This is a genomic window from Micromonospora sp. NPDC048040, from assembly GCF_055587185.1.
This window is the reverse complement of the sequence record NZ_JBVJGT010000022.1, coordinates 28,620-41,416: the sequence shown is the minus strand read 5'-3', so window position 1 is coordinate 41,416 and position 12,797 is coordinate 28,620. Positions and strand designations below refer to the sequence as shown.

The 12,797-nt window shown below is 74.7% G+C and carries 13 protein-coding genes; 5 read left to right on the top strand and 8 right to left on the bottom strand.

The window, feature by feature from the left end; genetic code table 11:
- Positions 1–74: 74 nt before the first annotated feature.
- From ACZ6O2_RS21100 to ACZ6O2_RS21080, 5 genes are all read right to left on the bottom strand, one after another.
- Entirely contained in the window at positions 75–1,181 is a 1,107-nt protein-coding gene (locus ACZ6O2_RS21100) for an FAD-dependent monooxygenase (protein ID WP_466024000.1), read from the bottom strand.
- A 217-nt stretch (positions 1,182–1,398) separates the two neighbouring features.
- A complete protein-coding gene (locus ACZ6O2_RS21095; protein ID WP_466023999.1) occupies positions 1,399–2,091 on the bottom strand; it encodes a hypothetical protein in 693 nt (230 codons plus the stop codon).
- Positions 2,092–2,255: 164 nt separating this feature from the next.
- Positions 2,256–3,218 carry a golvesin C-terminal-like domain-containing protein gene (locus ACZ6O2_RS21090; protein ID WP_350702892.1) on the bottom strand — a complete coding sequence of 321 codons (963 nt, stop codon included), beginning with the start codon at positions 3,216–3,218 and terminating at the stop codon, positions 2,256–2,258.
- Entirely contained in the window at positions 3,218–3,382 is a 165-nt protein-coding gene (locus ACZ6O2_RS21085; RefSeq protein WP_350702894.1) for a hypothetical protein, read from the bottom strand. Before ACZ6O2_RS21085 ends, ACZ6O2_RS21090 begins: the two co-directional genes overlap by 1 nt.
- 186 nt (positions 3,383–3,568) lie before the next feature.
- Positions 3,569–4,357, bottom strand: coding sequence for an aldo/keto reductase (locus ACZ6O2_RS21080; protein ID WP_466023998.1), 789 nt, complete (start codon positions 4,355–4,357; stop codon positions 3,569–3,571).
- A gap of 96 nt (positions 4,358–4,453) precedes the next feature.
- On the opposite strand from ACZ6O2_RS21080, the gene ACZ6O2_RS21075 reads away from it, so the two are divergent.
- Together ACZ6O2_RS21075 and ACZ6O2_RS21070 are read left to right on the top strand one after the other, a co-directional pair.
- On the top strand, positions 4,454–5,503 hold the full coding sequence (locus ACZ6O2_RS21075) for a DNA polymerase ligase N-terminal domain-containing protein (protein ID WP_466023997.1): 1,050 nt from the start codon (positions 4,454–4,456) through the stop codon (positions 5,501–5,503).
- A 74-nt stretch (positions 5,504–5,577) separates the two neighbouring features.
- Positions 5,578–6,771, top strand: coding sequence for a threonine synthase (locus tag ACZ6O2_RS21070; RefSeq protein ID WP_466023996.1), 1,194 nt, complete (start codon positions 5,578–5,580; stop codon positions 6,769–6,771).
- Positions 6,772–6,830: 59 nt separating this feature from the next.
- On the opposite strand, the gene ACZ6O2_RS21065 is transcribed toward ACZ6O2_RS21070, so the two are convergent.
- The 3 genes from ACZ6O2_RS21065 to ACZ6O2_RS21055 form a co-directional block, all read right to left on the bottom strand.
- On the bottom strand, positions 6,831–8,627 hold the full coding sequence (locus ACZ6O2_RS21065) for a glycoside hydrolase family 15 protein (RefSeq protein WP_350702902.1): 1,797 nt from the start codon (positions 8,625–8,627) through the stop codon (positions 6,831–6,833).
- 55 nt (positions 8,628–8,682) lie between these two features.
- Complete coding sequence (locus ACZ6O2_RS21060; RefSeq protein WP_350702904.1) at positions 8,683–9,087, bottom strand: cupin domain-containing protein; 405 nt, start codon at positions 9,085–9,087, stop codon at positions 8,683–8,685.
- 281 nt (positions 9,088–9,368) lie between these two features.
- Complete coding sequence (locus ACZ6O2_RS21055; RefSeq protein ID WP_350702906.1) at positions 9,369–9,821, bottom strand: septum formation initiator; 453 nt, start codon at positions 9,819–9,821, stop codon at positions 9,369–9,371.
- A gap of 103 nt (positions 9,822–9,924) precedes the next feature.
- Here ACZ6O2_RS21055 and ACZ6O2_RS21050 point away from each other — a divergent pair, with 103 nt between their 5' ends.
- From ACZ6O2_RS21050 to ACZ6O2_RS21040, 3 genes are all read left to right on the top strand, one after another.
- Positions 9,925–10,617: a response regulator transcription factor gene (locus tag ACZ6O2_RS21050; RefSeq protein WP_466023995.1), complete on the top strand. Its 693-nt coding sequence runs from the start codon at positions 9,925–9,927 to the stop codon at positions 10,615–10,617.
- Entirely contained in the window at positions 10,614–11,888 is a 1,275-nt protein-coding gene (locus ACZ6O2_RS21045) for a sensor histidine kinase (RefSeq protein WP_350702910.1), read from the top strand. Before ACZ6O2_RS21050 ends, ACZ6O2_RS21045 begins: the two co-directional genes overlap by 4 nt.
- A gap of 173 nt (positions 11,889–12,061) precedes the next feature.
- Complete coding sequence (locus tag ACZ6O2_RS21040; RefSeq protein ID WP_466023994.1) at positions 12,062–12,589, top strand: PepSY domain-containing protein; 528 nt, start codon at positions 12,062–12,064, stop codon at positions 12,587–12,589.
- Positions 12,590–12,797 lie beyond the last annotated feature (208 nt).

The window sequence follows — 12,797 nt, the reverse complement described above, 5'->3', positions numbered from 1 at the left end:
CCGGCAGGTGGCTGCGCCGCGTGGGGTGGTCGGGTAACCTGCGCCACCCGCTCTGGTGGGCGGCTCGCCGCGACCTACAGCGGGCCGAGCAGCAGCCGATAGTGCTCGCCGAAGATCCGCCCGCCGCGCCCGCGCAGCAGCGGGTCGCGCAGCGCCGGCGGCACGTCCCGGGTCCGGTTGCGGTCGCGGGTCCGGTCCCGCACCCATCGCGTACGGGGGCGACGACGACTCTCGTACGCGGCCAGCGCGGCCTCGACGTCGCCGGCCGCCCGGAGCGACTCGGCGAGCACGACGGCGTCCTCCAGTGCCATCGCCGCGCCCTGGGACAGCGTCGGGGCGGTGGCGTGCGCGGCGTCGCCGACGAGCAGCACCCGCCCCCGGGACCAGCGCCCCAACTCCACCTCCTCGGTGACCCCGACGTGCACCCGGTCCAGCGCCTCCAGCACCTCCGGCACCGGCCCGCCGTAGTCGCCGAACAGCTCGCGCAGCCGGGCCACCGGGTCGGCCGGCGCGACCGTGCCGGCCTCGTCGGCGTAGCAGTGCAGCCGCCCGGCGCCGAGCGGCACGGCCAGGAAGCCGGCGCGCTGGCCGAGCAGGGCGGTCCACTCCGCGAGCCGGGGGCCGCCGCGCACCAGGCTGCGGTAGACGACCTGGCCGGCGGGCTGGGGCGGGCCGCCGAGCGCGGCGAGGGCACGGACGGTGGAGCGCAGCCCGTCGGCGCCGATCACCAGGTCGTACTCGGTGGCGGTGCCATCGACGAAGGTGACGCCGACCGACCGCGGCAGCAGGTCGAGGGTGCGCACCTCGGCGCCGTGCCGGACGGCGCCGCCGGCCCCGGTGAGCAGCACCCGGTGCAGTTCCGACCGGGGCAGGGCCCGGCACTCGCCGACGCCGGCCCAGAGCGCGTCCAGGTCCACCTCGCACAGCGGCGCCCCGGCCGCGTCGAGGAACCGTTGGCGGTGGATGACCTGCCCGAGCGGGCGGACCGGCCCGTCGAGGTCCAGCCGGCGCAGCGCCCGGGCGGCGTTGCCGGGCAGGTAGAGCCCGGTCTCGACGTTCTCGCCCGGGGGCAGCGTCTCGGTGACGTCGGGCCGGAGGCCCACCATCCGCAGCGCCCGGGCCACGGCGAGGCCGGCGATGCCCGCGCCGACGACGAGGATGCGCAGGGGGAAGCCACCCATGGTGGTGTACGCCTCCGGAGGGGTGCGGAACGCGTTGGAGGCAAGACACTACTCGGCGCAATCGGCGCACACCAGAGTCAATCGTTCCACTCCGAAACATTCCTCGGTGGGCGCATCACGTTGCACGGCGGATCACCTGCCCACCGCGCGGCCCGGTCGTGACAAGCCTCACCTACCTCCCCAATGCCCCACGACCGTTGCACATGGGTGCCGGAGATCACCGGTTCTTGGCTCTGGCCGCGTACCGGCGAACCCAGTCGACGAACGACGACTGGGAGTCGTCCAAGCGGCTGAGCACGTCGTCCAGTTCGGCACTGGGGCCCTCATCGGCAAGTAGAACGGCCAGCGCTGCGTCGCGGGGGCAGTCACCCGGCAGCGGGGCACCCGACCGGAGCCGTTCCCTGAGGACGTCGCGATCCAACAGCGAGGCGAACTCCACGATCTTCTCCGCCAACAGCCTCCGCAGCGTCAACCCCTGCTCAGCCACCGCCTGAGGGGAATCGATCCACCACAGCTCGTGATCTCCGGAGTCGATCCCCGCGGGGACCCTGCCACTCGTCAGGATGCGGAGCATCTCCTCACGCGGCAACGCCCAGAGTGAGTTCGACTTGACCAACCGGGTACTGATCAAGCCCTCCGGGAAATCCGGTTGGTCGGCGTCCGCTGACGTCGAATCGCTACGCATGTGCAGCAACCACGGGTGCGGGACGACGGCCACGTTGACGAAGAAGGCGTACGCACTTCTGGTCGACGACGTGGATCGCTGAAACTCCACGATGAGAGCGTCGCCGTCGTCTCCGATGCGCCGGTAGACACGTCCCGTCCCCGCCAGGCGGTGCTCCGCCAGGACCGGATCGAGGAACTCCGTAAAAAGCGTCCGGCTCAGGTTCCTCGCCAGGTGCTCAGCCATCGCCCCTCTCACTCCCGATGCACGTGGGCGCCGCGCCGCCTCTCTTCGAGCGGTGCGGCGGGCCTCCCGAGGATTCTGCGATGCGGCGAAAGCCGCACCGGACGCGCGACGTCCGCCAGGCCACCCCGGGGCCTGGCGGACGTCGTTACGGATCGGACCGGCGGTCAGACCCGGGTGAGTCGGACGGCGTCGGCGATGACCAGACCGCTGGCGGAGCTCCACCGGCTGACGGCGACCCGGTTGGCGTCGCCGGCCGGCAGGGTGAAGGTGCCGAGCGTGCGCCACTGCCCGCCGGTGGCCCGCTGGTCGACGACGACCGTGCGGTTGCCGGTGGTGGTGGCGATGATGTACGGCGCCGCGGCGTTGTAGCCCGCGTTGGCCGGCCACCAGGCGTCGACCCGGTAGTTCGCGGTCGCCGGGACGTTGAACTTGTACCAGGCGGCGTCGCTGGCGGCGACGGGGTCCGCGAAGCGGTAGTCGGCCCCGTAGCGCTGCGTCGAGTACGTCGAGGTGCCCCAGTTGGCGCTGGCGGTGAACCGGCCGGCGGTGGAGTTGTCCACCGTGGAGGTCCAGGCGGTGCCGCCCGCCATCTTCGCGGCGACGTCGGAGCGCATCTTGTTCAGGTCGATGAACGACGGGTCGATCTTGCCGGTGGTGCTCGTCTCCCGGTGCCCGCGCGCGTAGCTGGAGTCCCGGCCCAGCCGCTTGAGCACGGCCGCGGTGGCGGCGATCGACGCGTTGTACTGCGCCGCCGTCATCTGCTGGCTGACCCCGTTGTAGTCGATCTCCCAGCCGATCATCAGGGTGTTGCCGTCCCCGGCCGGGATCGGCCCGCTGCCGCCGCTGACACCCGCGTGGTTGCAGCGGCCGGCGGAGATGACGTGGAAGACGCCGTGGTAGTCGACCAGGGCCTGGCAGAGCGGGCCGGGCAGGTCGGACCGGCCGTTGATGCAGACGTTGAGCGCCGGGTGCGGGTTGGTGGCGCTGGACGTCGCGGCGGTGTGGTGCCAGAGCACGCCGATCGGGTTGAAGTCACCCGGGCGCATCCGGTTGAGCCAGTCGCCCTCGACGACGACCTGGACGCCCGCCCCCCGCAGGACGTCCACCAGCCAGGGAATGGTGGCCATCAGGACTCCCCGAACAGGTCGGCGAGGCACTCGGCCTTCGGCGCGGCGATCGGCGCGGCGCTGGCCGCGGCGGGCTTGGCGGCGACGGCCACCGCGGTGGCCGCCAGGGCCGACATGCCCAGGAGCCTGCGGCGGCGCAGGCGGGCGGGTCGTGGCGCGTTCATGGGGGCTCCTTCAGCGAGGGCGGAGGGGTTCCGACTGACCGATGAACTGGTGACGCGCACGCTATATCGTCACGAGCATCTATGTCGATACCCTTCATCGCCCCTATTCAGGCTGAAGGAATTTGGCAACGCCGAACGCCGTCCGGGCCCCGCCGACCCCGCGACCAAGGGTCGCCGAGGGGGCTGTCAGGGGTTGCCGAGGGCGTCGATGTCGCGCATCTCCTCGGCGGTGAGCGAGAAGTGGAAGATGTCGGCGTTGGCGCGGATCCGGTCCGGGGTCACCGACTTGGGGATGACCACGATCTCGTGGTCGACGTGCCAGCGGAGCACCACCTGGGCCGGGGAGACGTCGTGCGCGGCGGCGATCCGGGTCAGCACCGGATCGGCGAGGTCACTGGTCTTGAACGGGCTGTAACCCTCCAGCACCACGCCCCGGTCCCGGTGCTCCCGGTGCCGCTGCCGGTCGTACAGCGACGGGCTCCACCGGATCTGGTTGACCGCCGGGTTCTCCTCCGTCGACTGGATCAGCTCGTCGATCGCGGCGGTGCTGTAGTTGCTCACCCCCACCGCCCGCGCGAGCCCCTCGTCCCGGGCGGCGAGCATCTCCCGCCAGACCGGGATGCTGTCGGCCGGGTTCGACGGCGGCCAGTGGACCAGCCACAGGTCGACGCAGTCGGTGCCGAGCGCGGTCAGGCTCGCCTCGAGGGTCTCCCGCTCCCGGCCGACCCGGTCCGGCGGCAGCTTCGTGGTGACGAAGACGTCCTCGCGGCGCAGCCCGCTCTCCTGGACCGCCCGGCCGACCTCCTCCTCGTTGCCGTACATCGTGGCGGTGTCGACGTGCCGGTAGCCGGCGTCCAGCGCGGCGAGCACGGCGTCGTACCCGGCCTGGCCGGTGGCCTGCCACGTGCCGAAGCCGAGCAGAGGCATCCGCACCTCGCCCGGGAGCGGAACCGTCGGCTGCTCCTGGTGGTCCATGCCGACGGGTCTACCCGTGCTGACCCCCGACATGCTCCGCCGATCCGGACAACCCGGCGCCCAGCGGGCCGGCGCGGTTTGCCGGAGAATGCGGGGGTGGCTGACCGGCTGGAGGAGTACCGGCGCAAACGGGACGCGGCGCGCACCCCGGAGCCGGTGCCGAAGCGGCCCCCACGGCGGAAGAAGCCGGCCGAGGGGACGGCCCGGTTCGTCATCCAGCAGCACCACGCCCGCAGCCTGCACTGGGACCTGCGGCTGGAGCACGAGGGCGTACTGGCCTCCTGGGCGGTGCCGCGCGGGCTGCCCCGCGACAACAGCCGCAACCACCTCGCCGTGCACACCGAGGACCACCCGATGGAATACCTGGACTTCCACGGCGAGATCCCGGCGGGCGAGTACGGCGGCGGCCGGATGACCATCCACGACCGGGGCACGTACCGCTGCGAGAAGTGGCGCGACGACGAGGTCATCGTCGTGCTGGACGGGGAACGCACCGCCGGGCGGTACGTGCTCTTCGCCACCGGCGGCAAGGGTGGCCGGGACTGGATGGTCCGGCGCACCGACCCGCCGCCGGAGGGCTGGACGAGCATGCCGGAGCTGGTCCGCCCGATGCGTCCCACGCCGGCGGCGAAGCTGCCGAGGGACCAGGCGGAATGGGGCTACGAGCTGCGCTGGGACGGGGTGCGCGCGATCGCGTACGTCTCCGGGGGACGCCTGCGGCTGCTCTCGGAGGACGACGAGGACATCTCCGGGACGTACCCCTGGCTGCGCGAGATGGCCGAGGAGCTGGCCCCGGCGGAGGCCGTGCTGGACGGCGTCCTGGTCCGCATCGACACCGCCGGGAGGGTACGCCCCACCCGCGGCGGGCGCCGGACCCCGGACGCGCAGTACCTGATCTTCGACCTGCTCTGGCTGGAGGGCGTGACCAGCACCGACCTGCCGTACGCGCAGCGCCGGGAGCTGCTCGACGGTCTGGCGCTCGCCGGCCCGCACTGGCAAACTCCGCCCTGGTTCCCCGGTGCCGGCCCCGAGGCGCTGCGGACCGGGCGGGAGCAGGGGCTGCCCGGGGTGGTGGCGAAGCGGCTGGACTCGGCCTACGAGCCCGGCCGCCGCAGCCGGCGCTGGCTGAGCATCGACGCGGGCTGAGGAACGGGCGGCCGGAAGCCGGGACACGAGCGGGACCACGATCCGCGACACGAGTCGAGACGGCAAGGAGCAGCGTGTACCTGACCCACCTGGAGTGCCCGCGCTGCGGGCGGGAGCACGACGCCGGCAAGCTGGTCAACCTCTGCGACTGCGGCTCGCCGCTGCTGGCCCGCTACGACCTGGCCGCGGTGGCGAAGGTGCTCACCCCCGAGCGGTTCCCGCTGCGCCCGGCCGACCTCTGGCGCTACCGGGAGCTGCTGCCGGTGGCCGACCCGCGGCACACGACGACGCTGGGCGAGGGTTGGACGCCGCTGCTGCGCACCCCGGCCTACGGCGCGGAGATCGGCATCCCGGACCTGCTGGTCAAGGACGAGGGGCTGACACCGACCGGCTCGTTCAAGGCCCGCGGCGCGGCGGTGGGCGTCAGCCGGGCCCGGGAGCTGGGCGTGGAGCGGATCGCCCTGCCGACCAACGGCAACGCGGGCGCGGCCTGGGCGACGTACGCCGCGCGGGCCGGGCTGGGCGCGACGATCGTCATGCCGCTGTCCGCGCCGGCCGTCTGCCGGCGGGAGTGCGTGGCCGCCGGGGCCGACCTGCGCCTGGTCGACGGGCTGATCGGCGACGCGGGCCGGCACGTCGCGCAGCTGGTCGCCGACTCCGGCGGCGCGGTCTTCGACGCCGGCACGCTGCGCGAGCCGTACCGGCTCGAGGGCAAGAAGACGATGGGGTACGAGATCGTCGAACAGCTCGGCTGGCAGGTGCCGGACGTGATCGTCTATCCCACCGGGGGCGGGGTCGGCCTGATCGGCATCCACAAGGCGCTGCACGAGCTGCGCGAGCTGGGCTGGATCGAGGACAGGCTGCCCCGCCTGGTCGCGGTGCAGTCGACCGGCTGCGCCCCGATCGTCCGGGCCTTCGCCGCCGGGGAGGAGCGGGCGAGGCCCTGGGCCGACGCGCACACCGTGGCGTTCGGCATCACCGTGCCCGCCCCGCTCGGCGACGAGCTGATCCTCGACGCGCTGCGGGCCAGCGCCGGCACCGCGATCGCGGTCGACGACGCCGAGATCCTGGCCGACCTGCGGGACTTCGCGGCGCGGGAGGGGCTGTTGCTCTGCCCGGAGGGGGCCGCCTGCCTGACCGCCGCCCGGCACCTGCGCGCCGGCGGCTGGATCCGGGCCGGCGAGCGGGTGGTGGTGCTCAACACCGGGTCCGGGCTGAAGTACCCGGAGACCGTGGACGTCGCCGACGTGCCGGTGCTGCCGGTCTGACGGGTCAGGAAGGGCCCCTCCTCGACGAACCGCGACCGGAGGCGCCTTCCTCACCGCCGTCAGTCCGTGGCGGGGTCGGTGAGGCGCCAGGCGGCGCTGACCAGGCCGATGTGCGACAGCGCCTGCGGGGTGTTGCCGAGCTGCGCGCCCGTACGCGGGTCGATCTGCTCGCTGAACAGGCCGACGTCGTTGGCGTGCCCGAGCACCCGCTCGAAGAGCGCCTCGGCGCGCCCCCGCTCGCCGGCCATCACCAGGCACTCCACCAGCCAGAACGAGCAGAGCAGGAAGCCGGCCGGGTCGGTGCCCCAGCGCCGGAGCAGACCGTCGCCGGCGTCCAGCTCGCGCTCGACCGCCTCGATGGTGGCGCGCATCCGCGGGTCCGTCGCCGGCAGGAAGTGCACCAACGGCAGCAGCAGCGCGGAGGCGTCCAGCTCGGGCGAGCCGAACGCCCCCGTGTACGCGCCGACCCGGTCGTCCCAGCCCTCGCGCAGCACGGCGGCCCGGATCTCGTCGCGGGTGCGCGCCCAGCGCCGCGGGTCGGCCCGGTCGCCGAGCCGGGGCGCGAGCCGCACCGCCCGGTCGATCGCCACCCAGCACAGCACCTTCGACGACAGGTAGTGCCGGTCGGCGTCCCGGGTCTCCCAGATCCCCCGGTCGGGCAGGTGCCAGGTGGCCGCCACCTGCTCGGTGAGGCCGAGCACCATCTCGCGCAGTTCCTCGTCGAACGTCTCGCCCAGGTAGTCCCGCAACCGCCAGACCGCCGAGATCACCTCGCCCGGAACGTCGAGCTGGCGCTGCCGCCAGGCGTCGTTGCCGACCCGGACCGGCAGGCTGTCGGCGTAGCCGCGCAGGTGGTGGCACTCGTACTCGGAGACGTCCCGCTCCCCCTCCAGCCCGAAGAGCACCGGCACGGGAGCGGGGCCGACCCGGCCGATCGACCGGGCCGCCCAGGCGAAGAGGCGGGACGCCTCCGACGGGCACGCGGCCACCCAGAGGGCACGCATGGTCATCGCGAAGTCGCGCAGCCACGAGTAGCGGTAGTCGTAGTTGCGGTCGCCGCCGATCCGTTCCGGCAGCGACGTGGTCAGGGCCGCGGCGACCGCGCCGCTGCGGGCGTACGTGAGGCCGGTGAGCACGGTCGCGCTGTGCCGGACCTGGCCCGGGTAGCGGCCGTCGTAGTGGTGCGCCTCCCGGTACGCCTGCCACGCCCGCACCGTCTCGGCGAGCGCGGTCACCGGGTCCAGCCGGACCGGCGCCGCCCCGTACGCCCGCCCGTACGCCACGTCGAAGCCGACCACCTGCCCGGCGGCGACCTCGAAGTCCTGCCGGACGCGGTCCCGCTCGACGGTCAGCGGGAGCCCGCCGGCGCGCAGGCTCAGCACCACCGGGCCGGCCGCGGCGAGCACCCCGCCGTCGGGCCGCTCGTGCAGGTAGGGGGTGAGCAGGCCGTACTCCGGGCGGGGGCGGAAGTCCAGCGACATCCGCACCCGCCCGGTGAGCCCCTCGACCACCCGCAGCAGCACCGCCGGCGAGTTCATCCCCAGCTCGTGGCCCCGGGCGCCGAGTTCGGCGGCGAGCGCGTCGGTGACCGCCACGCTGCCCTCCGGGGTGTGGTGCACGGTGCGCAGCACCAGCGTGTCGGCGAGGTACGCCCGCTCCGCCCGGTGGCCGGGCAGCCCGGCCGCGACGGGCGCCAGCCGCCAGTGGCCGGCCGCCGGGTCGAGCAGCCGGCCGAAGACCGACGGGGCGTCGAACCGGTCCGGGCACCACCAGTCGATCGAGCCGTCCCGGCCGACCAGTGCGCCCGAGCGGCAGTCGGAGAGGAATCCGTAGTCGGAGATCGCCGGCTGGTCCACCCGCTGCGGGTACCCCGTTCGGCCCGCCTCAGACGGCACCGCCCGGTGGACGGGGTCAGGAGGTGGGCGGCTCGTCCTCGCCGGCCTCCTCCGCCGCGTCGGCCTCCTCCTTCGTCCGGTGCACCGCCTGGTCGGCGTGCTCCGGCGGACCGTAGACGGTGTAGAGCACCAGCGGGTTCGGGCCGGTGTTGACGAAGTTGTGCTTCGTGCCGGCCGGCACCACCACCAGGTCGCCCTGGACGACCTCGCGCTTCTCCCCCGCCACCCGGGCCTCGCCGGTGCCGCTGACGAAGGTGAGAATCTGGTCGATGTCCTCGTGGACCTCCTCGCCGATCTCACCACCCGGCGGGATCGTCATGATCACCAGCTGGGTGTGCTCACCGGTCCACAGCACCCGCCGGAAATCCGGGCTCTTCTCGGCGACGGTCGCGATCGTGTAATGCTCCATGCCGAGGCACATACCCGCTCGGGAGCGACGCCACGCCGAGACGTGCAGATGATGGAATTCCCCACTGATCCCAGGTTTGGCGCCCCCGTGGGCGGGGATCGAGACAGGGACGGGCGCACGGCGCCGGTCGAGCCAGGTCCCCGCTGACGTACCGCCGTACGGCTGCGGTGGTGGGAGACGGCCAGAGCGCGGCGACGTTCCGATCCCGAGGGGTCTGAGCGGCGCCGCGCGCTCGTGTCCCGCGCCAGGGCGGAACGCCCGTCGTCACGCGCTCCTCGACGGCCGTGGCGCGCTCAGTCGTCGTCCGCGGCCGCCACGGGCTCCCGGCCGACGCAGCGCACCTTCAGCTCGAACTCGCCGGCCGGGCCGGCGAACGCGACCTCCACGTCGTCGTCCGGCCCCCGGTCGACGTCGGAGACGCGGTAACCCTGCGCCGGGGCCCAGGAGACCAGCCGCACCCCGTCCGGCCCGCACTCGGCCACGGCCGTGCCGCCCGCCGTGACGAAGGCCCGGCGCTCGCCGTGCGGAGCGGAGCCGGTCGGTGCCGGCGACGACGGCCCCGCGCCGGTGGCGGTCGACTCGGGCGAGGCCAGGGCCCGCTCGACCTCCTCCTGGCTCAGCACGACGCCGCCCGGGGTGCCGGCGATGCTCTCCCCCACCCACCGGATCGCGGCCACCCCGATCAGGGTGGCGACGGCGGCGGTGGCCAGCCAACCGGCGACAGCGAGGAACGAACGGCGGCGCATCCACCGAGTGTCCCCGATCCCGGGTTGGGCCGAGCCCTGGCCGAGGCTAAGGGACGGTTAAGGACCCGGGCCGGCGCGTCCGGCGGCGGCTACCCTGCCCCCTGTGGCCCGCCTGCTGCTCATCGAGGACGACCTGACGATCCGTACGCCGCTGCTGCGGGCGCTGCGCGAACGGGGACACGCGGTGGCCGCCGCCTCGACGGCGATGGCCGGCCTGCGCGACGCGCTGGACGACCGGCCCGACCTCGTCGTGCTGGACCTGGGCCTGCCCGACCTGGACGGCCGGGAGCTGCTGCGGATGCTGCGCGCCGTCAGCGTCGTGCCGGTGATCGTGGCCACCGCCCGCGACGACGAGACCGAGATCGTCCGGGTGCTCGACGCCGGGGCCGACGACTACGTGGTGAAGCCGTTCACGGCGGCGCAGCTCGACGCGCGGATCCGGGCGGTGCTCCGGCGCGGGGCGGGGCCCGTCCCCGAGGACCCGGCGCTGGTGGTCGGCGGGCTGCGGGTGGACCCGAGGTCGCGGCAGGTCACCCTGGACGGCGAGCCCGTCGAGCTGACGCCGCGCGAGTTCGACCTGCTGCACCACCTCGCCGGCCGGCCGGGCCAGGTGGTCACCAAGCGGGAGTTGCTCGCCGAGGTGTGGCAGATCCCGTACGGCGGCGCCGACAAGACCGTGGACGTGCACCTGTCCTGGCTGCGCCGCAAGCTCGGGGAGAGCGCCCAGGCGCCCCGCTACCTGCACACGGTCCGGGGTGTCGGGGTGCGGCTCGAAGCGCCCGGGAGCGCCGGATGAGGGCGCGGCTGGCCCTGCTGGTCGCCGCGGTCAGCGTGCTCACCCTGGTCGCCTTCCTGGTGCCGCTGGCGCTGCTGGTGCGGACCGTCGCCGAGGACCGGGCCACGGTGCGGGCCACGGCCGACGCGCAGAGCCTCGTCACCGTCGTCGGCACCGCCGACACCGCGACGATCCGGTTGACGGTGGAGCAACTGGCCGCGGAGTCCGACCGGCCGGTCAGCGTCTTCCTGCCCGACGGCACCGTGCTCGGCACCCCGGCCCCGCGGACGCCCGCGGTGGCGCTGGCGGCGCGGGGGCAGAGCCTCACCGCGGAGTCGGGGCGGGGGCGCGAGGTGGTGATCGCGGTGCAGGGCCGCCCCGACGGCACCGGGGTGATCCGCACGGTGGTCCCGCCCGAGGAGCTGACCGCCGGGGTGACCCGCTCCTGGCTGGTCCTGGCCCTGCTCGGCGTGTTGCTGGTGCTGATCGGGCTGGCCGTCGCCGACCGGCTGGCCCGCACCCTGGTCCGGCCGATCGGTGAGCTCTCCGCAGTGTCGCACCGGCTGGCGAACGCCGAACTGGACGCGCGCGTCACGCCCGCCGGGCCGCCGGAGCTGCGTGAGGTGGCCGGCGCCCTCAACCACCTCGCCGGGCGGATCCAGGTGCTGCTGGCGCAGGAGCGAGAGGAGGTCGCCGACCTGTCCCACCGCCTGCGCACCCCGCTGACCGCGCTGCGGCTCGAGGCCGAGTCGCTGCGCGACCCGGAGGACGCCGCCCGGGTGACCGCGGCGGTGGACGGGCTGGAGCGGGCGGTCACCGGCCTGATCCGGCAGGCCCGCTGGCGGGCGCCGACAGCCGGGGCGGCCAGCGCGGACGCGGCCACGGTGGTGGCCGAACGGGTCGCGTTCTGGTCCGTACTGGCCGAGGACACGGGGCGCGCGGTCACGCTGGACCTGGCGCCGGGACCGCTGCCGGTGGGCGTGCCCGCCGACGAGTTGGCGGCGGCCGTGGACGCCCTGCTCGGCAACGTCTTCGCGCACACCCCGGACGGCACGGCGTTCGCCGTCCGGCTGACGGCCGGCGCGGGCCGCGCCGTGCTGACCGTGGCGGACGAGGGGCCGGGCATCGCGCCCGACACCGTCGACCGGGGCGCCAGCACCGCCGGTTCCACGGGACTCGGCCTGGACATCGCCCGGCGCGCCGCCGAGGCCGCCGGCGGCCGCCTCACCCTGCACACCGCGCCCTCCGGCGGCGCCGAGGTACGCCTCGAACTCGGCCCGCCGACGCCCTGACCGGGCAGCTCGCGCCGCGCCGGGCGGGCGGTCGCGGTCCCGGCGGCCGGACGCGGCGACCGGACGCGGCGACCGGACGCGGCGACCTTAACCCGGGCTTAGCGTTCGGGCAGCGTGCCGCTATCCGGCCCGGCGCGATCCTCGTGGTCAGGAACCGAGGAAAGGCGAACGAGATGAAGCGCAACCCCCTGATCCTGGCGTCGGTCGGCGGCATGGCCGTGCTCGCCGTAGCCGGCGCGACCCTCGGCGTCACGGCCGCCGACAGCGGTCCCGCCCGGGCGACCACGCTGACCGCCGCCACGACCGCCCCGACCACTGCCGCGACCCCGGACGACAGCGCGACCAGCGCCCCGGCGACCGGCGGCACCTCGGCGGCCCCCGGCACGCCGTCGGGCAGCGGAGCCCCGGCGACCGGCGGGGACGCCGTCAGTGAGCAGCGGGCCCGCGAGATCGCGCTCGCCCGGGCAGGCGGCGGCCAGGTCGTCGAGATCGAGGCCGAGCAGGAGCACGGTCGGCCCGTGTGGAGCGTGGAGATCGTCGCCGGGCAGACCGAGCACGAGATCGACGTCGACCGGGAGAACGGCACCGTGGTCAAGGCCGAGCAGGAGCCCGTCGACGACGATGACGACGACCGCGACGACGACGATGACGACCGCGACGACGACGATGACGACCGCGACGACGACTCCGACGACGACTGACCCCGGTGCCGCCGCCTCCCACGTCAGGGGGGCGGCGGCGTCGTCGTCGGCCGGCCGGGTCGCGTCCGGACCTGCCGCCAACGGCGGACGTCGGGCGTCCCGCCTACGGCGTCAGGCGTGCCGCGTACGGCGTGAGACGTCGGGCGTCCGGTGGCGGGCGTCGGCGGACGGCGTTGCGGGGCGTACCAGGGCGGGCCGGTCGACCCTG

Excerpts from the sequence above, each read along its gene's own strand:
- ACZ6O2_RS21100 (WP_466024000.1), bottom strand. The coding sequence starts at position 1,181 with ATGGGTGGCTTCCCCCTGCGCATCCTCGTCGTCGGCGCGGGCATCGCC.
- ACZ6O2_RS21095 (WP_466023999.1), bottom strand. The coding sequence starts at position 2,091 with ATGGCTGAGCACCTGGCGAGGAACCTGAGCCGGACGCTTTTTACGGAG.
- ACZ6O2_RS21090 (WP_350702892.1), bottom strand. The coding sequence starts at position 3,218 with ATGGCCACCATTCCCTGGCTGGTGGACGTCCTGCGGGGGGCGGGCGTC.
- ACZ6O2_RS21085 (WP_350702894.1), bottom strand. The coding sequence starts at position 3,382 with ATGAACGCGCCACGACCCGCCCGCCTGCGCCGCCGCAGGCTCCTGGGC.
- ACZ6O2_RS21080 (WP_466023998.1), bottom strand. The coding sequence starts at position 4,357 with ATGGACCACCAGGAGCAGCCGACGGTTCCGCTCCCGGGCGAGGTGCGG.
- ACZ6O2_RS21060 (WP_350702904.1), bottom strand. The coding sequence starts at position 9,087 with ATGTGCCTCGGCATGGAGCATTACACGATCGCGACCGTCGCCGAGAAG.
- ACZ6O2_RS21055 (WP_350702906.1), bottom strand. The coding sequence starts at position 9,821 with ATGCGCCGCCGTTCGTTCCTCGCTGTCGCCGGTTGGCTGGCCACCGCC.
- ACZ6O2_RS21045 (WP_350702910.1), top strand. The coding sequence starts at position 10,614 with ATGAGGGCGCGGCTGGCCCTGCTGGTCGCCGCGGTCAGCGTGCTCACC.
- ACZ6O2_RS21040 (WP_466023994.1), top strand. The coding sequence starts at position 12,062 with ATGAAGCGCAACCCCCTGATCCTGGCGTCGGTCGGCGGCATGGCCGTG.